18 protein-coding genes and 1 pseudogene are annotated in these 22,696 nt (G+C 62.9%); 10 read left to right on the top strand and 9 right to left on the bottom strand.

The window, feature by feature from the left end:
- Positions 1-113 precede the first annotated feature (113 nt).
- The 5 genes from G1H10_RS31075 to G1H10_RS31055 form a co-directional block, all read right to left on the bottom strand.
- Positions 114-620 carry a restriction endonuclease gene (locus tag G1H10_RS31075; RefSeq protein ID WP_512700333.1) on the bottom strand — a complete coding sequence of 169 codons (507 nt, stop codon included), beginning with the start codon at positions 618-620 and terminating at the stop codon, positions 114-116.
- 209 nt (positions 621-829) lie between these two features.
- Complete coding sequence (locus G1H10_RS31070) at positions 830-3,991, bottom strand: type I restriction endonuclease subunit R (protein ID WP_163745165.1); 3,162 nt, start codon at positions 3,989-3,991, stop codon at positions 830-832.
- Entirely contained in the window at positions 3,991-5,175 is a 1,185-nt protein-coding gene (locus G1H10_RS31065) for a restriction endonuclease subunit S (protein ID WP_163745160.1), read from the bottom strand. Before G1H10_RS31065 ends, G1H10_RS31070 begins: the two co-directional genes overlap by 1 nt.
- Positions 5,172-6,794 carry a class I SAM-dependent DNA methyltransferase gene (locus G1H10_RS31060; RefSeq protein ID WP_163745159.1) on the bottom strand — a complete coding sequence of 541 codons (1,623 nt, stop codon included), beginning with the start codon at positions 6,792-6,794 and terminating at the stop codon, positions 5,172-5,174. Before G1H10_RS31060 ends, G1H10_RS31065 begins: the two co-directional genes overlap by 4 nt.
- Before the next feature lies 1 nt (position 6,795).
- The gene (locus tag G1H10_RS31055; protein WP_216853841.1) at positions 6,796-8,712 is read right to left on the bottom strand and encodes a hypothetical protein; all 1,917 of its coding nucleotides are present in this window, start codon (positions 8,710-8,712) and stop codon (positions 6,796-6,798) included.
- 429 nt (positions 8,713-9,141) lie between these two features.
- Here G1H10_RS31055 and G1H10_RS31050 point away from each other — a divergent pair, with 429 nt between their 5' ends.
- The 4 genes from G1H10_RS31050 (at position 9,142) to G1H10_RS31035 (ending at position 13,579) form a co-directional block, all read left to right on the top strand.
- Positions 9,142-10,281, top strand: coding sequence for an SAVED domain-containing protein (locus tag G1H10_RS31050; protein ID WP_163745158.1), 1,140 nt, complete (start codon positions 9,142-9,144; stop codon positions 10,279-10,281).
- Position 10,282: 1 nt separating this feature from the next.
- Positions 10,283-11,305 (top strand): SMODS domain-containing nucleotidyltransferase, encoded by a 1,023-nt coding sequence (locus tag G1H10_RS31045; RefSeq protein WP_163745157.1) that lies wholly within the window; start codon positions 10,283-10,285, stop codon positions 11,303-11,305.
- Positions 11,306-11,312: 7 nt separating this feature from the next.
- Positions 11,313-13,076 carry a ThiF family adenylyltransferase gene (locus G1H10_RS31040; protein ID WP_163745156.1) on the top strand — a complete coding sequence of 588 codons (1,764 nt, stop codon included), beginning with the start codon at positions 11,313-11,315 and terminating at the stop codon, positions 13,074-13,076.
- Positions 13,077-13,297: 221 nt separating this feature from the next.
- A complete protein-coding gene (locus G1H10_RS31035) occupies positions 13,298-13,579 on the top strand; it encodes a hypothetical protein (RefSeq protein ID WP_163745155.1) in 282 nt (93 codons plus the stop codon).
- Here G1H10_RS31035 and G1H10_RS33625 read toward each other — a convergent pair.
- Complete coding sequence (locus G1H10_RS33625) at positions 13,570-13,809, bottom strand: helix-turn-helix domain-containing protein (RefSeq protein ID WP_312856668.1); 240 nt, start codon at positions 13,807-13,809, stop codon at positions 13,570-13,572. The genes G1H10_RS31035 and G1H10_RS33625 overlap by 10 nt on opposite strands.
- Before the next feature lie 158 nt (positions 13,810-13,967).
- Between G1H10_RS33625 and G1H10_RS31025 the strand changes: the two genes are divergently transcribed.
- Together G1H10_RS31025 and G1H10_RS31020 are read left to right on the top strand one after the other, a co-directional pair.
- Positions 13,968-14,132, top strand: coding sequence for a hypothetical protein (locus G1H10_RS31025; protein ID WP_163745153.1), 165 nt, complete (start codon positions 13,968-13,970; stop codon positions 14,130-14,132).
- Positions 14,133-14,234: 102 nt separating this feature from the next.
- Complete coding sequence (locus G1H10_RS31020) at positions 14,235-15,545, top strand: glycosyltransferase family 2 protein (RefSeq protein ID WP_163745152.1); 1,311 nt, start codon at positions 14,235-14,237, stop codon at positions 15,543-15,545.
- A gap of 445 nt (positions 15,546-15,990) precedes the next feature.
- Here the strand turns inward: G1H10_RS31020 and mraY are convergent, their stop codons facing one another.
- Positions 15,991-17,052 (bottom strand): phospho-N-acetylmuramoyl-pentapeptide-transferase, encoded by a 1,062-nt coding sequence (mraY, locus tag G1H10_RS31015; RefSeq protein ID WP_163745151.1) that lies wholly within the window; start codon positions 17,050-17,052, stop codon positions 15,991-15,993.
- Between the two features lie 859 nt (positions 17,053-17,911).
- Here mraY and G1H10_RS35225 point away from each other — a divergent pair.
- From G1H10_RS35225 to G1H10_RS30995, 4 genes and pseudogenes are all read left to right on the top strand, one after another.
- A pseudogene (locus G1H10_RS35225) lies at positions 17,912-18,325 on the top strand (S1C family serine protease); the annotation flags it as partial.
- 281 nt (positions 18,326-18,606) lie between these two features.
- A complete protein-coding gene (locus tag G1H10_RS33610) occupies positions 18,607-18,864 on the top strand; it encodes a hypothetical protein (protein ID WP_246220164.1) in 258 nt (85 codons plus the stop codon).
- Between the two features lie 221 nt (positions 18,865-19,085).
- Positions 19,086-20,351: an ATP-binding protein gene (locus G1H10_RS31000; RefSeq protein ID WP_163745149.1), complete on the top strand. Its 1,266-nt coding sequence runs from the start codon at positions 19,086-19,088 to the stop codon at positions 20,349-20,351.
- A 164-nt stretch (positions 20,352-20,515) separates the two neighbouring features.
- The gene (locus G1H10_RS30995; protein ID WP_216853840.1) at positions 20,516-21,331 is read left to right on the top strand and encodes an aminoglycoside 3'-phosphotransferase; all 816 of its coding nucleotides are present in this window, start codon (positions 20,516-20,518) and stop codon (positions 21,329-21,331) included.
- 126 nt (positions 21,332-21,457) lie between these two features.
- Here the strand turns inward: G1H10_RS30995 and G1H10_RS30990 are convergent, their stop codons facing one another.
- Both G1H10_RS30990 and G1H10_RS30985 read right to left on the bottom strand, forming a co-directional pair.
- On the bottom strand, positions 21,458-21,856 hold the full coding sequence (locus tag G1H10_RS30990; protein WP_163745148.1) for a cupin domain-containing protein: 399 nt from the start codon (positions 21,854-21,856) through the stop codon (positions 21,458-21,460).
- A 65-nt stretch (positions 21,857-21,921) separates the two neighbouring features.
- Complete coding sequence (locus G1H10_RS30985) at positions 21,922-22,662, bottom strand: Rnase Y domain-containing protein (protein WP_163745147.1); 741 nt, start codon at positions 22,660-22,662, stop codon at positions 21,922-21,924.
- Positions 22,663-22,696 lie beyond the last annotated feature (34 nt).

Genomic DNA, 22,696 nt, shown 5'->3' with positions numbered 1-22,696 from the left:
TCAATACGTACAGTGCAGTCAGGAGGGTGTTCAGTTCTTTCGTCACACATTGATCTTGAACACCCTCCGTCCACTTCTCCGGTCACGACGCGCCGACCGTGATCTTCAAGGAATCACTCATCTAGTGGACTTGCGACCTGGCTCCCGGGATCCTGTCCCGTCTCAATCAGGGCCCGTAGACGCGCCTCGGCATTGTTCTTTGCAGCCTGGAAGATCGTCATCGCGCCGTTGATCGTGTTCAGCAGGTCGTCGCGTATGACGGTCCTGGGGACCTCGGTGACCTTCCAATCAACTCCGACCGTGTGTCGCCTGGTTACGTCATCCTCGTCAGACCGGTATGAATAGCCGTGCGCGCAGATGCCGACAGCAATCTTCTTGGTCGTCTTCATCGGCATCACGATGATGTCGCCGGGAACGATCGCGGACCGTAACGCCCACAACTGGCCGGTGAAGTTGGCCTGCTTGCCCGCCGTCGCGTGCGGGAACGCGGCCACTACCTCGGCTCTGACCATCTCCTTCGACTCGGCCGCCGACAGATCCGGAACCTCATGGAACCCACCGCCGGCGAGCCCGTGTTCCAGCGCCCACTGCTCCCGCTCGCCATATGGCCCCGCACGCACAATCCACGCTGTCAACTTGTCCTCTTCCCCTCACCCTTCAACGTGGATCTTCTCAGAGGGCGTCCATCAAGTAAACGACTAACAGACGCACGCGAGATGTACCAGACGGACCGGACGCGGACGGAACGGAGGTTCCGTCTGGACCAGCCGCTCCTGCCGGCACATCTGCCATGGGTACACGGACTGCCGGGAGAAAGGTCGACGATCGCTCAGGCGTAGCGGGGGGCCATACTCTCCATCTGCTCGATGACAAGCTTGATCGCCTCCGGCTGCTTGTCGGGCGGGTACTTGTGCTTGACCAAGAGCCGCTTGATTGAAGAGCGCAGCTTGGCTCGAACATCGTCCCGCACCGTCCAGTCAGTCTTCACGTCCCGCCGCATCACTGCCACCAGTTCGCGAGCGATCTGGGCCAGTACGTCCTCACCCTGGAGCTCAACTGCCGACTCGTTGGTGCTCACGGCGTCGTAGAAGGCGAGTTCATCTTCCGATAGAGGGGGTGCGAAGCGCGCGCCGCGCTTACCCTCGGCGGCCACCTCTTTGGCGAACTCAATCAGTTCAGCGATGACCTCGGCCGAGGTGAGCTGCTGGTTCGTGTACTTCTTCATCAACTCCTTGATCCGTTCAGAGAACGCTCGCTGCCGGACAAGGTTGTGGCGCGTCACCTTGCCTGCCTCTTCGGTGAGCAGATCCCGCAACGCCTCTATCGCCAGGTGCGGGTTGGACGCTTGTTGTGCCTTGACATGGAATTCCGGTCCCAGATCCGAGAGTGACGGCTTCGTTAGCCCGGCCGCCTCATAGATGTCCACGATCTCGCCGGATGCGGTCGACGTTGCTACCAACGCCGAGAGCATCCGCTGGATCTCTTCTGGGACGGGGCGGCCCTGTGATTGACGTTCCTGGGCATCGAACTTGCCCATCCAGACCCGGACTTCTTCGTAGAATCGCGCTTCGGATCGCATATCGTGCAACTCTCCGCTGCCAGCGCACAGAGCCCAGGCCCGAGAAAGCTGGTTAGCCAACTTGCGGAACCGGTCGGCTAGCGTCTCCTCCCCTTCGGCCGGCTGATTGCCCGGTGTGTCTGGCGAGCGGAGATAGTTGGTCAAGCCTGTGGCTGCCTTGATCCACGACTTTGGACCACCGTCAAGCTGTTTCCGCCACGGATACCCTGAGCACAGGTCATCCAGCGATGAGATCAGACCTCTCGTTAGCTCGACAGCCTCATCGATGTTCTTCCCGACCGGTTTCGTGGCACGGTCAGTGTCGGTGTACTCGGCAAGGGCCTGGTTTAGGTTCTCCGCCAGCGGCGCATACGCGACAAGCAAGCCGCTCGGCTTTCCCTCGAAGGTCCGGTTGACCCGCGCCAGAGTCTGCATGAGCAGCGCGCCCTTGAGCGGACGGTCCAAGTACAGCGTGTGCAGTGGCGGAGCGTCGAAGCCCGTCAGCATCATGTCTTTGACGATCACGATCTGCAACGGGTCGTCCGCGTCCCTGAGCCGGGTCTGGATCGCTTTGATCTGCGAGCTCCGCCGCACGTGCTTGGCAACGGGCATCTCGTCCTGGGCCGACCCGGAGTACACGACCTTGACGACGCCCTTGTCCACCGCATCGTTGTGCCAATCCGGCCGAAGCTTGATGATCTCCTCGTACAGCCGGGCACAGATCTCCCGCGTGGCGCCCACGATGAATGCCTTGCCGGGCGTACCGATGAACTTGCGCATCTCCTCCGAGCGGGTGTCCCAATGCTCGAGGATGTCTGCTGCCAGTGCTTGAAGCCGGGCCGGCGCGCCGTAGACCGCGTTGATCACCGCGACCGACTTCTCGATTCGCGTCCTCTCGACGTCGTCGAGCCCCGTCGTGGCTTCGTCGGCCGCCTTATCGAGATCATCCTCGCTAACGTCGGACGTCAGCCCGACCTGGATCAGCCGCGGCTCGAAGTGCACCTCGACGGTCGCACCATCGTCCACAGCCCTGGTGAGGTCGTAGATGTCGACGTAATCACCGAACACCTCGCGGGTGTTACGGTCCGACTCCGAAATCGGCGTGCCGGTAAACGCGATCAGCGCAGCGTTGGGCAGCGCATCCTTGAGGTGCCGGGCGTAACCGTCAAGATCGTCGTAGTGGCTGCGGTGGGCTTCGTCGACGACGACGATGATGTTGCGCCGATTCGACAGCAGCGGATGGTCGAGGCCGGACTGCCGCTCCTCGTCGGTGAGACCGAACTTCTGCAGAGTCGTGAAGTAGATGCCGCCGGTCGTCCTGTTCGTCAGCTCGTCGCGCAACTGGCTGCGAGTGGTGACGGCGATCGGGTCCTCGCCCAACAGTGTCGACACCTTAAACGTGTCGAGGAGCTGACCGTCCAGCTCGCGGCGGTCGGTCACGACAATGATCGTCGGGTTCTTCAGCTTGGGCTGACGGGCGACAAGGTGGGCGTAGAGTTCCATCTCCATCGACTTGCCCGAGCCCTGGGTGTGCCAGACGACGCCCGCCTTGCCGTTGCTCTCCACCGCCGCGACCGTTGAGCCGACTGCCTTCGTGACGGCGAAGTACTGGTGCGGCTTCGCGATCCGCTTTTTGAGGACGTCGCCCTCGTCGAACGCCGTGAAGTTGCGCTGCAACTGCAGGAACCGCTCCGGGTTGAACACACCCTCGATCAGGAACTCGAGCTCGGTGCCCAGATGCACATCGCCGGCCGCCTCGCCGAGCCTCACCGGCTTGCCCTCGTCATCCACCCTCCATGGCGAGTAGTGGTTGAGCGGCGTGAACGGCGTTCCGTAGCGCGCGACGATGCCGTCGCTGATCACCGTCATCACGGCGAAGCGGAACGCCATCGGGAACTCGCGCAGATAGGTGTCCAGCTGAGCATGCGCGGCCGCGATGTCCGCGTGCTGGGAGCCGGCCTTCTTGAGCTCGACGATCGCCACTGGCATGCCATTGAGGTAGAGCACGATGTCAAACCGCCGCTCGGCGTCCTTCGAGCGCACAATCACCTGGTTGACAGCCAAGAGTTCATTGTCCTCGACCTCTGGGCCGACCAACCGAATCGTCGGATTCTGCTCGATGCCGTCGGAGTCAACGTAGCTAATCCCCCGATACCCATGCACACAGATCTGGTGCAATCGGAAGTTCTCCGCGATCGCGTCCTGCGATTTCGGCTGAACGATCTCCGCAAGCGCCTGCTCCAGGTACTCCACCGGAACCTGCGGGTTGAGGTCACCCAACTTGCGCAACATGCGGCTGGGCAAAACGACATCTTCCCAGGACGTTCGACCACCGTCGACTCCCGGAGCGATTTCAGCACCGGCAGTGGGCATCCACTCCTGCTCTGCGAACGTTTCAAGGGCGATAATCTCCCACTCGGCCTCGCTGACCATCACGTCACCTCCTCCACGACCTTCTCCGCGTCCTTCACGCGTACCTTCCCCGACATCAGCAACGGCAACAGCTCGTCCCGGGTCGCCGCGAGCAGACCATTTTCAGCAATGGCTGCGGAGATGCGGCCTTCGATCGCAAACAACATCTCTTCCAGTTCGTTCGCCATGGATTCGATGACGAACGGTACGCGAATCGCTTCGAGCTGCTTCTTATTTATGGAACCGAACACTGTCCCTTCTGCCTCATAGGGAGCCCATATAGAGGCGGTTGCCCTGACCTGATGGTACAGAGTCATTGGGTGACCCAAACGAGAACGCAGAGCGGCAAGGCCGCGGCCAACACACAGGTCCTCGCCGGCAAGGTTTGTACGGCCAACGGGAGCTCGAACGCTGAGCAACGTGTCATTCGCTTTAGCTTCCCGGACAGGCGCGGTCGTCCACACTCGACGACTCGGGAACCTGACACCGAAATCTCGGACGCCTTGATAGAAAGGCACGCCCTCACCGTGTTCGTTGTAACTCTCCCCCGGCGGAGATGAACCCATTGTAACGAATGCAATATCAGACAAGCGAGAATCCGAGTCACCAAACGACCGCCGCGCCAATGCCTGTGCGAGGTCATCCGCAATGAGTATGAGCCGGTCGTTGGCGGCGATCTTGTCGTCGAGCGCGCCCAGCACCTCCGCAATCGCCTGCTGCTCCCAAATCTCTGGAATTGAAATATGCATCGACCTCTGGCCAGTGAGACTAACGTATGGAGCCATATCGGTCTGGTTAGCCAACACTTGAAGTTGCTGCTGGAAGTCATTCGACTCAAGCACATAGCGCAAGAACCGCTGGTCGAGCCTATTGTGGTCTAGACTGCGCCAGAATGTAGTCTGCGGCGAACAGACAAAATCAGGGGCATCAACAGGCGCCACCGCAACGCGTCCGACCGTCCCTTTGTGCGATAATATTACATCGCACGGAGCGCCGACGCCTTTTCTAATGCGGTTCCGTGCCATAGTACTGATCTTTCCGGCACCCTCAAAGTCAACCACGCCGCTAGTCATGTCTGCTGCGCGGATGAATGCCACACCGTCCTCAACAAACTCGCCGGGCCGGGGGCGGTCGTTTCCGTGGTTACCGTCCTCAACGCGCAGTATGCCTTGAGCGACCAGATTGCTGACTTCGAAGCGTCTCACGAGATACGCTCCAACTGATTGCGCACGTTCTCCTCCAGCCGTGCTGACTCGCCGAAGGCTTCTAGCAGTTCCTTTGTGAGCCGCTCGATCTTCTCGTCGATGGGTTCGCCGTCATCATCGACATCAGCCGCGCCAACGTAACGCCCCGGCGTGAGGGCGTAGTCTGCAGCCTTGATATCAGCCAGAGATACGGACTTGCAGAAGCCGGCTACATCCTCGTATTCGATTCCCTTTTTCGCCGCTGAAGTCGAACCGCGCCAGGCGTGATAGATGTCACCGATACGGATGATGTCTTCGTTGCTGAGAGCGCGCTCTGCGCGGTCGACCATGTAGCCCATCTCGCGGGCGTCGATGAAGAGGACCTGCCCTGTACGGTCGATTGAGCCTTGCGCTCCAGCGGACTTGTCCTTGGCAAAGAACCACAGGCAGACCGGGATACCAGTGCTGCGGAAGAGCTGCGTGGGCATCGCGACCATGCAGGAGACGAGGTCGGCCTCAACAATCTGGGCGCGGATCTGGCCCTCGCCGTTGGAGCTTGACGACATCGATCCGTTGGCCATGACAACGCCCGCTTTGCCGCCAGGCGCGAGCTTGGACAGGATGTGCTGGATCCAGGCATAGTTGGCATTGTTTGCCGGTGGTACGCCGTACTTCCAGCGAGGATCATCCTCGCGGCGGGTCCAATGCTTGATGTTGAACGGTGGGTTCGCCATCACATAATCCATTTGAACGTCCGGATGGATATCGCGCGCGAACGTGTCGCCCCAGCGGGCGCCCAAGCCCTTGTGGTCGATTCCGTGGATGGCAAGGTTCATCTTGGCCATCCGCCAAGTCTCCTCGATGGATTCCTGGCCATAGATCGAGACGTTCTTCGGGTCACCCTCGTGCTCGTAGATGAACTTTTCGGTCTGGACGAACATGCCACCCGATCCGCAGCACGGGTCGTAGACCCTACCGTTGCTAGGCTCCAGCACTTCGACGATCACCTTGACCACGCTCGGCGGAGTGAAGAACTCGCCGCCTCGTTTGCCCTCGGCGCGGGCGAAGTTTCCGAGGAAGTACTCGTATACCTCGCCCATCAGATCACGGGCTCGGTACTCGCCCTGTCGGCTGAACCGGGCGCTATTGAACAGGTCGAGCAGCTCGCCAAGCCGGCGCTGGTCGATGTTGTCCTTGTTGTACAGACGCGGGAGCGTGCCGTCGAGGGACGGATTGGCCTTCATGACGGCGGTCATGGCCTCGTCGATAAGCTGCCCGACGTTCTTCTCGCGCTCACCGTCGACGGCCGGCTTGCCCTTCGCGTTCTCGGCGAGATAGGTCCAGCGGGCCTCTGGCGGGACGACGAACACGCCGTAGCCGTGATATTCCTCTGGATCGTCAATGAGGTCTGCGATCTGCTCGTCGTCCATACCTTCTGCGACCAGCTCGGCCCGGATGGCTTCGCGCCGCTCGTCGTACGCGTCGGACACATATTTGAGGAAGACCAAGCCAAGGATGACATCCTTGTACTGGCTCGCCGAGAGAGAACCCCTGAGCCGGTCGGCGGCCTTCCATAGTGTGTCCTTAAGTTCCTTCATCGTCGATGGTCCCGACGAGACCCCGTTCTTACGTGGCGGCATATCAGCCTGCTTTCCTTTGGTTGGTGGTGATACCGGTTGTCGTTGGTGCAGCGTCCAGTGTGACCGCGCCCGCGGCTACGCCTTCGATCAATGCCCGGGTCAGATCGCGCGTCGCGTCTACGCGTCTACGCAGTTCGTCGCGGTAGAGCTGGGAGTCGCGGAGCGCATCGTCTAGACGCTGGGCCTGCGGCCGTGATAGGACCGGCACGCTCCATGTCTCCCACTCACTACCTTCAGACGTCATTTCGTTGATTATGGCCGCCAGCGCATACGGGCCGATTTCCGCCGCTTCTCTAAGGCGGAGGATCCTCGATGGCGAGGCCACCATGGCACCTCCTTCAGTGTCGACGCGAGCCCTAGGTCGTGGCTTCTCAATGAAGACGACGTCGCCAGGCTCGGTCCGAGTGGCCCTTGGGTAATGGCGCTCAGCGTCGAACGGGTCAAGTCGTACGCTGTCCCAGTTGCCATCAGCCGAGGCTACGGTTACCGTCCCCTCAGGATCGGCGTGTCCGGTGTCGACTCGGCTCCCACGCCTCATCACGATATGACCGGAGTCGCGGAGCTCGCCGAGCGAGCGATGCCGCAATAAGACCGCCCCAGGCGCCTGCTCCACGAGGATGTCATGACCGGCGAGCGGTGTGCTCGTAGTCAAGGTTGCGGCGTGGATACGTTCCACATGGGACGCTCCGTCGCTTTGTCCGATCCGTAGAGCCCGCGCTCCCCGCGGAACAACTGGCGCGCCCGCCAGGATCGAGCTCAGATCTCCACGCCGGCAGTAACGAAATGCCCTATGGTCGGTTCTTTCGAGCGCACCGACGATGTCAGAGGCAAGATCATCCAGGTCGAGTGTGCCGTCGGGAACCGCAGCCAGGTCCGCTATCCGTGGCCGTTGTGTGAAGTTGCCGCCGTGTAGCACCCACAAGCCAAGACTTTGCCGATGGGCAGCGCGCCACAAGCCTCGTGGGAGGCGGACAGCCATCGCGAGATTCTCTCCGCGCAGCGTCTGCGAACGCATCCGCTCTGACTCGTCACGGAGCCTGTCGCACAGAGCAGCCGCCGAGCCAAGAATGATCGCCACATCTTGCGGCCCCAAACCGAGGACGATCCCGTCGACTCGGTCGAGAGCATCATCCGCGGCTAGGCGCACAATCGAGGCAGCTACGATGCTCGGGCCGGTCACGGTCGATGTGATTCCGACGTCGGCTATCGCAGCTCGGCGCCGGAGCGCGCGATCTCTCACGTTGTCGCCCTGCAGTACCACGGCGCCAAAGTCACCAGCGAGCGCAAGGGTCAGGACACGATCGCCGCCGTGCATCAGCACTGTCTCGTCCGTACCTAGGTATGTGCGGCATGCCTGCGCCGACACCTGCAATATCTTGATCACGTCGTCCGTGAGGCCACGTTCGGCTGCCTGTCGCTTCAAGCGCCCATTGTCGAGACGAGCGAGCGCATCCGCAGGTCCGTACGAGGCCTCGACCAGGTCGTCGACATATCGGAGGGCGTCCGGTCCAGGGTGCAATGTTCGCACTTCGTGCAGTACAAACTCGTCCTGAGGGTCTACATCTTGCGCCCACGCTAAAAGCTGGTCCCGACTGGCACCATCAAGCTGTTCACCTGCGACGGCGTACACACACAGGAGTACGACGAGATCTTCCAGCTTCATGCCTTCCGGCATCGCCACGGCTGGAGCGTCGTAGCGAACCTCGGCATTGTTCCCCCGGCCTGTCTCCTCCAGCCATGCGACGACGTCATCGCGATCAAAGTGCTCAACGCCGTCCATAACTTCCACAGCGCGAGGAAATGGCACATCACGCCCCTTGACGCGCGGTCGCTTGCGCCACATAGAGACTGCCTGACGACTAACATGCGCAAGGTCAGCGATGTCTTGCATCGTCAGCGTCGATGCAGTCTGCTGCACACTCGGCCTCCTCCCGTGAACACGGCCGTCTCGCGTACGATGCCATCTTATGCTCGGCCGAGCCATTCGAGTCTCTGTTAAGCCCCCTTAACGGTGATTGTGTTCTCAAGCCTCGCCTCTCTAGGCCACGGTTGAGCCTGTCCGCCGCAGAACGCGGCAAGCAGAGATGGGAAACGAGATGCCCCAGGTGAACACGCCCGCTGCCTCATCAGCCAGCCAAGTGCACGTCTTCCTCGCCACAGACCGGCGCGGCGGACCACACGACGGGCTGTATACGAATCGTCGACAGGATGACCTGGGCGAGCTGCACTGCGTGCCGCTCTGTCCAGCGACGGGCCGCGGCCAGATGAAACCCACACCCTCGCGGCGCGATAGGGCCCTCGCCGAGCTCCGAACCTTGTCAGAGCCAGCGCTCATGATGGAGTCGAGATGATCTCTGAACACGCAACAAGACTCCTCCTTGTACGGAGCGGCGGTCGCTGCGCGGTCTGTTACCGCGACATCCTCACCTCGTCAGTTACCTGGAAATCGGTCCCGTTGGGTGAGCGGGCCCACATAGTAGGACGCTCGACGAGCACTCGCTCCCCGAGAGGCGACGATCCACTGCCGCTTGAGCAACGTGACGAGGCGGACAACCTCCTGTTGTTATGTGGCACGTGCCACGATGACCTTGACATAGCTACGAATCTCGACGTCTTAACAGTTCAGCGCCTTCGAGAGATCAAGCGCAAGCATGAGGGCAGGATTGAGCAGCTGTTGTCGGTCCCGCCCGCCAACTCCACAACGATCTTGCGAATGCAAGGCAGCATCGGCGACAGCAAGGTCCATGTCGACCGAAGCATGGCCGCTGCTACCGTGCTACATGCGAACCGATACGCCAAGTTCCCGTTGAGCCCCGACCGGACAGGCTTGGAGATCGATCTCCGCCACGTCGCAGATCCGAACGCCGGAAACGGCGACTACTACGCGAGCTGCAGGCGGATTATCGACCAGTTTGTCCGCCGCCAGTTCGCTCCCGCTGTCGAGGACGGCACGATTCAGCACCTCAGTGTGTTCAGCTTGGCACGATGGCCGCTGCTGGTATACCTCGGCACTCTAATCGGCGACAAGCTCGACGTCGACATCTACCAGCGACACCGCAGCACCGAAGGATGGTCGTGGCCATCCGGCAACCTGAACACACGCTTCGCTTGGGAGACCGTCAACGGCGACGACTCCGAGGACATCGTGCTGGTCCTTTCTCTCTCCGCAACCGTGCACATCACTGAGATCCCGCAACCGCTCACCGGCTACACGGCCTATCGCATCAGCCCAATGGCCGACACGACTGCGCACTACGACGTCATCGGTACACCGGACTCACTCAAGTCGGCTGAACGTGCTTTCCGGGACGTCCTGGCCGATATCGAACACCACCGCAAGCACGTCCGCCGCGTACACGTACTCGGAGCAGCACCGCTGTCCGCATGTATTTCGCTTGGACGAGCGGTGACCCTCGACATCCATCCTCAGCTCGTCCTCTACGACCGCGTCGAGGGCATATACCAACCAGCATTGGAGATCAACTGACATGCAGCACGCGGAATACTTCAAGACGTTCCTCAACGATGAGGTCAACCTGAACCAGAGCCGTATCGGCAAATTGGAGAGCCGTGTAGACGCCGTCTACAACGCTCTCGTCGCGGACACGGAAATTGGCACGATGATCACGAGCAAGTTCCCCCAGGGCTCATGGCCCCACAAGCTGATCATCAAGCCTACGACCAACGGTGATTTCGATGCGGATTTCCTCCTTGCGATGTCTCACCAGGAGAACTGGCGGCCGACCGCCTATATCGACGCGGTATACAACGCGCTCCATCGCCACTCGACCTATTCCAAGCAGGATCACGGAAGGAAGTGCCGTTGCGTCTGGCTGAAATACGCACCTGAGGAGGGCATCGGCTGCCACCTCGACATCGTTCCATTCATCACACTCCCAAGCGGAAGACGCGTGATAGTCAACCGTGATGAAGACAAATGGGAGCCCGCCCTCGGTTCGACTGACCCCCAAGGATTCACCAACTGGGTGAGGCGCCGTGACGAACTCACGAACAAGCAGTTCCGCAAGGTCGTGCGCCTGATGAAGTACCTCAAGCGTGAACGTGGGAGCTTCAACGGCGTGAAATCGGTCGTTCTCACCACTCTCCTTGGACTCCAGGTGACCGAGCTAAATGCGATCACCCCGGGCCGCTACAGCAACACTCCTACCGCGCTCGTGAATATCGTGGAAGATCTCGACCGATTTCTACAAGCGCAGGGAGATACCAGGCCTTTCCTAGCCAACCCCAGTGACGACGGCACCGACTTCCACGAAAGGTGGACTGACGAGACGTATCGCAACTTCCGCGACCGCATCCATACGATTGCCGCCGACATGCGCAGCGCCTATGACCAAACGGACCCTTCGAAGTCCGCAATCGCATGGCAAAAGTTGTTCGGTGAAAAGTTTGACCCGCCCGTAGGTAAGCAGGCCAGCACGTCTGCAAACCCATACGCAGCCGCCGTCCCGGCGTTGGGAATTGCAAGTTCCCGATCGGGCCGGGCTGGATGACCGCGTGATGAACGAGACAGGCCTGACGGAGTACCAGTTTCGTGCTCTCGGCGAACTCGATCAGCTCTCCTCGCCCGACTCAGTCTCCGTCGTCGAATGCATAGAAGATGATGCTGCACTGGTCGTCGCCGTCGACCTAGCGACGGACACCTTCGCGAAGGTCGACGGTGGCCTCCCGGTGGAATCGCTCGAGCGCTTGTACGTCCAGATCCCCAAGGAGTACCCATGGGTACCGCCACAAGCGCTCGTCGACCATCATCGCTGGGACGACTATCCACACGTACTTCAGGGCACTCGCTTATGCCTCTATCTCGACCCCGCTGCCGAGTGGGATCCACACGGAGGGATGCGTGGATACCTACAACGTCTGTGGGACTGGTTCGCTGACGCGATCGCCGACAGGTTCGACGCGGCCACCGCACTCTTCCACCCTGTCGGGGGCGTCTTCCATCGAACTCCGGGCGCGCCGACCGTAGTCGTTGCAGAGCAGCTCGCTGACCTGTCCGACGGCTTCCGAATCTCAAAGCTCACCATGCGCCAACGCAGCGACCATCGCCTCGACGTCATCGCGTGGGAACGTCCTGGCCTCCAACGGCCAAGTGATACCTTTCCCGGCATCTTGGTTGTCCTCTCAGACACCATGCCGCGTGGAGGCGGGCACTACCTCTCTGATCTCGCCGCAACCATTCGTGCGCAAGATTCCCGGAATCAACGCAAGCAGTTCTTCAATGTGGTCTCGAAGACAGCACGGTCACTCACACGCGATCAGTACCTACACGTCATCATGGCGGTACCGAACCGACATCTCACCGGTGAGGCGCGGTTCCACCTCATTGGCTGGCGCCTTCCCCAGCCCGCCGTCGCCAAGGCCGTCGAAAGCGCGCGGCAACGACACAGATCCGATACACCTCCCGCCGACCACGAGCCCAGCGTTGAATGGACGTACATCGACGACGTCCGCCCGAACGTGTCCACTCGCCGCGATCACGTTCGTCCCGTGAGTTGGTTCGCAGCAAGGAGCGTGGAGCTTTGGGGATGCGGAGCCCTTGGCTCGTGGATAGCAGAACACCTCGTGCGAGCCGGTGTCGAATCGATAACCCTGCGAGACCCGAGCTACGTGACCAGCGGACTGCTCGTGCGTCAGAACTTCACGGAACTCGACGTGGGCCGACCCAAGGTCGATGCGCTCGCCGACCGCCTACGAGCAATCTCTTCGCGGGCGAACGTGACGCCTGTACAGAGTTTCGCGCAAACATCACTCCAAGAAGGCACCAAGAGTGCAGACGTCATAGTCGACTGCACTGTAAACACGGCGGTCTCTGCCGCACTCGATCAGAGTCAAGCAGAGGGAGGCCTCCGGACACCTGTTGTGCAAGTGGCGACTGACAACGAAACAGCGTCCTTAGGAATCTTAACCGTCACGACGGGCGAGCCTGGAGTGACGACTAACGGCATCGACCGGGCTCTCCACGACGCAGCCGCCACCGATAGATCACTCCGACCCTACCTGGCCTTCTGGAACCCGGACGACCACCCGTCACTGACCCCAACGATCGGCTGCTCAGTGCCGACATTCCACGGCTCGGCAGCAGATGCTAGTGCAGTTGCCTCGACGACTGTAACCCTCGCGTCGACCGCACTCAGTCGCCGCATATCGGGCGGCTACCTGTTTGCGACAGCGCACGCGCCTCATGACGTACCGCGCTGCGTCGCTGTCCCCGCGACCGGTCCACCGTCGTCAGAGCAATCTCCCGTGCATGGAACCGGTTAAGGCGACAACATTCGAAAAACTGATCACCAACTTACGGGGGCCTGAACACCCTCCGAAGCACGACATCTCTGTTCTGTCCCAGGTCGCATCTACTGTGGGACCGCTTTGTCCGATGTCTTCGTCCAGCGGCCGCGTCGCTGGCGTGGCGTTCAGCTGCAAGTTGTCTTTGATGGACCGTGCGCGCGGGCGAAGCGATCGACCGCTGAAGGGGGAGCTGCGGTATGCAACCGATCGAGGGCGGCGAGGCATCGAGCGCCTCGCCGCAAGCCACACAGGGCGACGATGGCGAACCGATAGCCAGGCGCCTAGAGCTCATCCTGTCCGAGCTCGACGACGCCTACACACACCTGGAGGGCGCGCTTGCCGCACTACGGGACCTACGAAGCGCACTGACCCTGCTGCACCGGGACGTGTCGTCCGCCGTCGTTGGCCTCGCCGGCGACACGACCGTCGACGACGACAGGGACAGCGCACAGCGCAGCACCCAAGGTGATCAGCCGTGACGTATGCTGGCCCTCTCCAGGATGTCGTCGAGCGTGACGCCAAGCGCATTGGCGACGTCCACCAGCTCGATGACATCGAGCCGACGCTCCCCGACCTCGTAGCGGCTGACCCATTCCTGCCGCACACGCAACCGTTCGGCCAGCTCGGTCTGGTTCAACCCGGCCTCGCGCCGCAGCTCGCGCAGGACGGTGCGCAGCCGTTCATACTCGGGACGCTGTCGATCGACCACCCAAGGATACGACAGCAGAAAACCGTCTAGCCCAACTTCGTCTATGTGATATATGTCTAGACTGTTCTCATCTAGATGAAAATCGTCTAGAGTCTTCCAGGGGTCGCGCGAGGGGGTCGCGATCCCTCCCATTCCAACCATCCCCCGATGGAGGAGATATGTACGACGACGGCCTGGCCGCCACCGGCGCCGGCGGCTTGCTGCTCGGCGGGCACGCCATCGGCCTTCCGACCGTCATCACCATCGCGGTCGCATTCATGCTGACCGGTCTGTTCCTGTACCGGCTTGTCACCCGCAAGCAGCGTGCCCAGACACGCAGCTAGTCGGTGGGCACATGGTCGGCCTACCGACAGTGATCACGGCTGTGGCGTGCGCGGCCATGCTCACCGGGCTGTTCGTGTTCCTTGCGGCCACCAGGAAGCAGTGTGGCTCGACACGCGGCTGACGGCCAGCGCACGCTAGTGGCGGCGGGCGTCGTTGCGGCGCTCGCCGTCACTATGTGGATCGGGTTCTACCGGTTTCACAGCGAGCCGTCGTTCAACCTCAACACCGTATTCCCCACGATCGTGCTGCTGGTGATTACCTTCTCGGTGGCCGTGCCTGGTCGGCGCTACAGTCACCGGCCCATGGCCGACGGCAAGGTTGTCGCCGTCATCCCCGCGTTCAACGAGGACCCGGATGCGTTGCACGAAACGATCCGGTCTCTGCTGTCGGGCACGCGGCCTCCCGACGAGATCCACGTCGTCGACGATGGCTCCCACCACCCGATCCCGGAGTTCGAGCATCCACGGGTGTTCTGGTACCGCCAGCCCAACGGTGGCAAGCGCAAGGCCCAGGCTCACGCGTTGCGCACGGATACAGGTGCCGATTTCGTCCTGACGGTCGACTCTGATTGCACCGTTGATCGCTACGCCGTGCAGCGCCTCTTGCAAGCCATGTCCGATTCCGACGTGCAGGCCGCCACGGGGCTCCCGCTGACCCGGAACCGGTCGAGCTGGCTAGCACGGCTGATCGACCTGGAAATCACCTCAATCTGCCTGACCTACCGCGCCGCGCGGTCCCGGCTGGGCAGCATCACGACGTGCTCGGGCGCGTTGTCGTTGTACCGCGCCGGGGTCGTGCTGGACAATCTGGATGACTACGTCTCGGCCGCGCAGAGCCACGGCGACGACCGCCGCCTGACGCACTACGCGATGTTGCGCGGGAATGTCGTCTCAGTGGCCGACGCCGTCGTCCACACCGACATGCCGACCCGGATAAAGCAGCTGTATCGGCAACGGGTCCGCTGGTCTTCGTCGCACTGGCGCTACACGCTCTGGGAGATTGCGCACCTGCCCACAGTCCCGATGTTGTGGAGTGCGTTCTACGCCGTTCTGTCGGTCATCGTGCCCGTTTCGCTCATGATGACGCTCGTCGTGGCGCCCCTGCTCGGCCACCCGCTGGCATGGCAGTTCCTCGCGTACTGGACCGTGGCGTGCTGGATGCTCAATCTCAAGTACGCGGTGGGACGTCCGCAGATGACTGCCGTCCAGCGGTGGTCGATCTGGCTGCTCGGAACTCCGTCGCTCGTCCTGATCCACTTGCTGGTTCTGCGCCCAGCGATGATCCACGCGTTGTTCAAGCTGCGCTCGTCCGGCTGGGGGACCCGGGGCGCGAAAGCCGCTCCGACGCGACGCCGGGCCCGCATGCACGGTCGCTACCGCGGCGCACGCATCCCGATCCTGGCCGACGCCTGAGCTTCCCCGGAGAATCATGGAGGAACAAGGCTTCGGTCCGACGTCGCTCGAGCGACGTGAGACGGCCGAATACGAGCAGACGGGCGTGCTGGTCTAAACGCCGACAGTCGTTGACACGGCAGCCGACGATACCGTGACCATCACCGACACGACGGCTGCGGAATGAACACAGTTCGCACAGCTCACAGCCCATACACCAGACCCGACGCTCGAACTTGTGTCGCCTCTCGGCGCGGGCGAAGCAGCGTGCATAGCCATCGCTGTCCATCGCGGCTACACCATAGCGACCGACGATACCGACGCACTGCGAGTGCTCAGGCAGTTAAGCCCACAGCACCGGTACGAACGCATCCGCAAGCTCCTCATCCGCGCTGGCGAGGAGCAGATGCTGACGACGAAAGAGTCGTGGGCGCCACGCTTCAGGCCTAGCGCGGCCCCGCCGCAATCACGTGCCGACAACCCACTGCGCATAGAAGATGCCGAGCCCCGTGGCGACGCAGATGCCGGCCACGATCCAGAAGCGGACGACGATCGTGACCTCGCTCCAGCCCTTGAGCTCGAAATGGTGATGGAGTGGCGTCATCCGGAACAGGCGTCGTCCGCCGGTCAGCTTGAAGTAGCCGACCTGCAGTACCACCGACATCGTGACGGCCGCGAACAGCCCGCCGAGAATGACCAACAGCAGCTCGGTGCGGGTTGTGATGGCCAGCCCGGCCATGGCTCCGCCGAGCCCGAGTGCCCCGGTGTCGCCCATGATGATCTTGGCAGGTGGTGCGTTCCACCACAGGAATCCGAAGCATGCGCCCACCAGCGCAGCTGCCACGACGGCCAGGTCGTACGGGTCGCGCACGTCGTAGCATGCCGGTACCGGCACGGTGTCGCAGCTCTGGTTGAACTGCCAGATCCCGATGAGCGTGTAGGCGCCGAACACCATGACCGACACACCGGTGGCCAGGCCGTCCAGCCCGTCGGTCAGATTCACCGCGTTCGAGGTACCGGAGATGATCAGCAGCGCCCACACCACGAACAGCGCGGCTGGCAGAACGATCGGCGTGTCGCGCAAGAACGATACGGCCTGCGACGCCGGGGTCAACGACTCGTCGTTCTCGAACCGGATCGCGAGCAGCGCGAATGCGAGCGCTACGGCCACCTGTCCGGCCATCTTCGCCCGGCTGCGCAGGCCCAGACTCCGCTGTTTGAAGATCTTGATGTAGTCGTCGAGGAAGCCGACCAAACCCAGCCCGGCCATCAGGCCGAGCACGAGCAACGCCGAGACCGACGGCTCGTACCAGCGGACCAGGTGGGCCGCGGCGTAGCCGATCACCGCCGCCAGGACGATCACCAACCCACCCATCGTGGGCGTGCCACGCTTGACCTGATGACTCGCCGAGAGTTCGTCCCGGATCGGCTGGCCGAAGCCACGCCGGACGAGCACCTGGATCGCTACCCGAGTTCCGAGAATCGAGACCACCAGACCCACGGCTGCCGCGATCAGTACTGCAGTCACCCAGCGGTCTCCTTCACCCATTGGCTCGACGCGGCCGACCACCTCAGGTCATCGATCGTGCCCACTCCGGCAACCAGCACCGCATTGGCGCACCCGGATGCCGCGTTCACCGCCATGACGATAGCGGACCACGGACAGCCAACCTGCCCCGCACCTACCTGGAGCTCCGGTTCGGGATGCGACCCGGACGGGCCCCCGGCTCGCTCGTATGTGGGCTACCGCAGACGGACATCGAGAGACCCGCGTGTAGTGCGGAAACTAACCAAAGATCTCGCTAAACTACCTAATCCGTTGGCAGATTAGGTAGTTTAGCGGCGCGATTGAGGCGTTCCCCGCTCGGAATCCGGCATCCACGTCGATCCCGGACATTGCAGCAAGATCTATCCGATACGCCCCTTCTGTGCCACCTTGAGTAGAGGTCGTTAGAGGGGGACGGCTATGTACTGCACTCAGTGTGGTTCGCCGATCGGCGACAACGCGAACTTCTGTCCGACGTGCGGCACCCAGAAGCAGGCCGCCTCCGCACCATCCCAACCGGTGCGCCGCACGTCGCGCCCGGCGATGCTCGCGATCATCGTGCTCTCGGTCCTCGTCTTGGGAAGCGGCGCTGCGGTCGCCTACGTGCTGATCAACGACGACGACGGGCCGACGACGAGCGCCGATTCGCAACGTGAACCCGCCGTCCTCGATCAGACCTCACCGGCGGCACCGGACGAGACCGAGCACACCGTCCGCCGCAGACGCGACCCCGCAATCGACCGGAGGTTCGCCGACGCCCACGACGCCGCCGACCGCCACCGAAACACCCGGCCCGCAGGACTTCGCCGCGCTCTACGACCAGGTCGCCAGCGGCGTCACCATGGTCCACGCCACCACCTGCGACGGCACCGGTGTGGGCTCGGCGTTCCTGGTCGGCGACGACCGGGTGCTGACGGCGGCCCACGTCGTCGACGGTGCGGCCTCCGTCGCCGTCATGAAGGACGACGGAGCCGCACACCAGGCGTCCGTCGTCGGGGTGGACCTCGGCACGGACACCGCGCTCCTCGAAATCCGCGGCAGCATGGACGGACACGTCTTCGACATCACCGAGTCACCGACCGTCGCCGGCGAGTCGCTCGCGGTGATCGGCCACCCGCTGGGCGACCCGCTGACGCTCACCACCGGCACCACCTCCCGCGTCGACGACGCCCTGTGGCCGAACTTCCAGCTCGACGTCAGCGTCAACCCGGGCAACTCCGGCGGCCCCGTCGTCCGCGCGGACGGCGACGTCGTCGGGATGCTCGTCGCCAAGGACAGCGAGGCCGAAGGGCTCGGCTACGCGATCCGCGCCGACGTTCTCGCCGAGCACCTGGAGAACCCGGACCTGCTCGCTCCGCCGGCACCCGCCGACTGCAGCCAGCCCCTCGGCCCGGAAGAGGCCGAGACACCGGACATCGGAGCGACCGACGACCTGCACAACGCCGTCGCCGCAACGCTGGGCAGCTACTTCGACGGCATCAACAGCGCGACTACGGGCTCGCGTTCGATCAGCTCTCCCCGCGGCTGCAAGGCAACATGTCCGTCGACGAGTTCGCCGCCGGCGTGGAGACCAGCTACGACTTCGGGTTCGAGGTACACACCGTCGAGGAGACCGCCGACGGCGCCCACGTCTGGCTGGAGTTCGTCAGCCTCCAGGCCCCCGGCTACGGCCCGGAGGGAGAGACCTGCACCTACTGGTCGCTGGACTACGAGCTGGTCTGGTACGACGGCTGGCTGCTCATCGACCGGGTCACGGGCCACGACGACTCCTCCGGCCACGTACCGTGCGCGTGACGGCTTGTCTCTCGTTCACATCCGCTCGTGCATTGGTGTCCTTCCGGCGTGTGGTTGATGGGACAGCCGCTTCGCACCGCATGAGATCCCCGCAACACGCCTCGCGAAGGACACTTGCTCCAGATCCGCAGAGCCAGGCCGTCAAAATCCGCAAGAACTGGTCGTCAAAATCCGCAAGAAATACCGCTCCAGATCCGCAAGAGTGCTGGTAGAGTGCACACATGATCGAGCAGTCCACCAGCGTCATCCCTCGCCGCCTAGTTGCCGTGGTTCAGTCGCGCATGGAGGACGAACCCGTCATCCTGCTCGAAGGACCACGCTCCGTAGGCAAGTCAACATTGCTGAGAGGTCTGGCCGATGCGCACGGGGTCGGTGTCCTCGATCTCGATGATCCCGCGACACAGGAGGCGGTGAGCATCGATCCCGCTACGTTCATGGGCGAGCCTGCACCCGTGTGTGTCGACGAGTACCAGAAGGCTCCGCTGGTTTTAGACGCCATCAAAGCCGAACTAAATCGCGACGGGCGCCCTGGCAGGTTCCTCTTAACCGGATCCACTCGTCACGATGCCCTCCCTGCTGCCGCCCAAGCCCTGACCGGACGCCTACATCGGATCGCGATCTATCCACTTTCTCAGGGCGAGATCACAGGAATGTCTGAAGATCTCATCGATGACCTGTTCAAGGATCCCACGAACACGGTCGCGGCCCCCGTGTCTACAACGTCAAGAGACGACTACATCCAGCGGATCGTCCAAGGCGGCTTCCCGCCCGCCTTAGCGCGCAGGTCGCCTGCCGCCCGCAATCGTTGGTTCGATGACTACATCCGCCTCACACTCGAACGCGACGTACACGAGCTGGCGCGGATCCAGCAAGCCGCGGTACTCCCACGCCTGCTCAGCCGCCTCGCGGGACAGACGGCCCAGATCCTGAACATCACCCGAGCCGCCAATGACGTCGGCCTTGACGATCGCACGGCCGACGGCTATACGCGACTACTCGAACGGGTCTTCCTAATCCAACGGCTCCCTGCTTGGGACAAAACCCTGACATCACGCACTGCAGCATCGCCGAAGCTACACGTCATCGATTCCGGCGTCGCCGCCCGCCTCCTACGCCTGACACCCGAAAAGCTGGCACGCCGAGACCCAACCTCAATGACAGAGTTCGGGCACTTGCTCGAGACATTCGTGGTCGGCGAGCTGCAACGCCAAGCATCCTGGCTCGACGGGATCACCGGCCTCGGTCATTGGCGTACCCGAGACGAAGACGAAGTCGACCTCATCATCGAACGGGACGACGGCGCAGTCATCGCATTCGAAGTCAAGGCATCAGGACGAGTCCCCGGCGAACACCTACGTCCGCTTCGCAAGCTCAGGGACGTGATCGGAGACGCATTCTGTGCTGGTGTCGCATTCTATCTCGGCGAGCGCTCTTACACCTACGACGACCGCATCCACGTCATGCCGGTCGACCGCCTCTGGTCCTAGGGAGACACAACCAACGCTGCGAACGGCATTGTTCGGTTTCCTCACACTACGAACAACACACCCTCTCCCTCCCAAGCGTCGATCGGCGCGACACAGCTAGCGCCACTCAAAGCACGGTCGAATTCGCTCGCGAGGGCCGCAGAGCATCTGGAAGGATCGCGGAGGTGAGCCGCCCGATCAGCCCGGAAGCAGCCGAACTCGAGTCGATCACGACGCCGGACGTGGTCGTCGCGCTCGCCGGCGGCGACACGATCACACCCGTGTGGAAGAACCAGGTCGGGGGATTGACGTTTCGGCTCGACAACGGGCGCGGCACCACGCGGTACGTCAAGTGGGTGGCCGCGGAGAACCCTCACCTCGACCTCGCCGCCGAGGCGGAGCGACTCTCCTGGGCACAGCGATGGATCCAGGTCCCGCACGTCCTCGACTTCGGTTCCGACGACGACGGTGCGTGGCTGGTCACCTCGGCGGTCGCCGGCCGGTCCGCCGTCGACCCTCGATGGGCCGCCGACCCGAAGACCGCCGCGACCGCGATCGGCCACGGGCTGCGCATCCTCCACGACGCGCTGCCGGTCGACGATTGCCCGTTCGACTGGAGCGTCGACGCGCGCCTCGCCCGTGCCCGCGCGAGTCTCACCGACGACGCAGGTCTCGCCGACCGGTTCTCTCTGGACCGATACCCCGGTGTCACCGATCCGGAGGCGCGCGTCGCCAGCCCGCCACCCGTCGACCGGATGGTCGTCTGCCACGGCGACGCGTGCGCGCCGAACACGATGCTGCACGACGACGGCACGTTCGCCGCGCATGTGGACCTCGACAACCTCGGCACCGCCGATCGCTGGGCCGACCTCACCGTGGGCGCCTGGAGCACCGAGTGGAACTACGGCCCCGGTTACGAGCACGTCGTCTACGAGGCGTACGGCGTCGAGCCGGATCCAGAACGCATCGCCTACTATCGCCTGCTCTGGGACCTCACCTGACGGCCCCATCGGCTCGCACCTGAGGTAGCTGCCAGCCCAAGGGCAAGTCGGACTGTACGATCAATAGACGAGCGACATTGCTCATCTATTACACAACACCAGCTCACCCGGCGCAGCGCTGCGCGCCTAGGAACTCAGGTCGCGACCGACGGTAGTCGTGATGTAGTCCGGGATGTCCTCATGGCGGTCGCCGGTGTTCACCGTCCCGGCCGGCTCGAACAGCAGGATCGATGCACCCGCCGGCGACGACGGCCGGTGCTCGGTCCCCTTCGGAACGACGAACACGTCGCCCCGCTTCATATGCACGGCGCTCTCCTCACCGTCGGCGGACCTGAGCCCGATGGTGAGCTCGCCGTCGAGCACAAGGAAGAACTCGTCGGTGTCCTCGTGCACGTGCCAGACGAAGTCTCCCTGCACCTTGGCGACCCGCACGTCGTAGTTGTTGACCTGGGTGACGATCCTCGGCATCCACAAATCGTCGAAAGACGACAACACAGCGTCGAGGTTCCGCGGTTCATGCTCCATGCCCACTATCTTTGCGCAGCCGTGCGGCGCTGTACATCACCGCCGCTCGTCGCTCGGTTGACCCGTCAGTCGATGCGGACCCACTCCCCGCAGCGTGTCGTCTCGAAAGCCACGTCAGACTCACTGATCGTCACCACCGTGGGACCTGCGGGCAAGTCGTTCGCGATGATGTCGTCGAGTTCACCGCTGGTGCCGGCCAGGCGCGCCCAGTAGCAGCCGTCGCCGCCGTCACCCCGGTATCGACCAGGTTCGATGTCCTCGCCGACCAAGAAGACACCGGCGCCGGGGATCGTGTTCTCTTCGATCTCCAACTCGGTCGCCGCGATGTCTTCTTCCCGCTGGTCAAGCTCCCCCGCACGGGTTTCCAGCTCCTCAGCCTGAGTTTCCAGCTCCTCCGCGCGGCTATCGAGTTTCTCGGACCGTTCGTCCAGCTCGGATTCGCGTTCGTCGAGCTCACCGGCGCGCTGATCCAGGCTATCGACCTCGTCGCGGAAGTCCTCCAGCTCATCCGCCGTCTGGTCGAGTTCCAGACCACGTTCCTCCAGCGCCGCTTCACGATCATCGAACTCGGCCTGCGCCGCGGCGTACTCGTCCGTCTCCGTGTAGTCCGGCTCGGCAATCATGCGGATCCCATAACCGAGGCCGGCGCCCACCACTGCCGCCACGACCACGATCGACGGCCAGAACCATCGCCGGCCTCGCTCTTCACCGGCCGCCACCGGCGTCTTCCTCGTCTGCTGCACATGCTGCTCCGGTGGCGGCGGTGGCGGCGGAACCGGAGCCGCACCAGGTATGTCTCCACCCATCGTTACTCCCCCTCATCGGTGACCCGACGCCGCT

This window comes from Phytoactinopolyspora halotolerans (assembly GCF_010550675.1).
In the GTDB taxonomy this organism is placed as follows: Bacteria; Actinomycetota; Actinomycetes; order Jiangellales; family Jiangellaceae; genus Phytoactinopolyspora; species Phytoactinopolyspora halotolerans.
The sequence above is the reverse complement of the archived record's forward strand: the minus strand, read 5'-3'. Positions and strand labels throughout refer to the sequence as shown.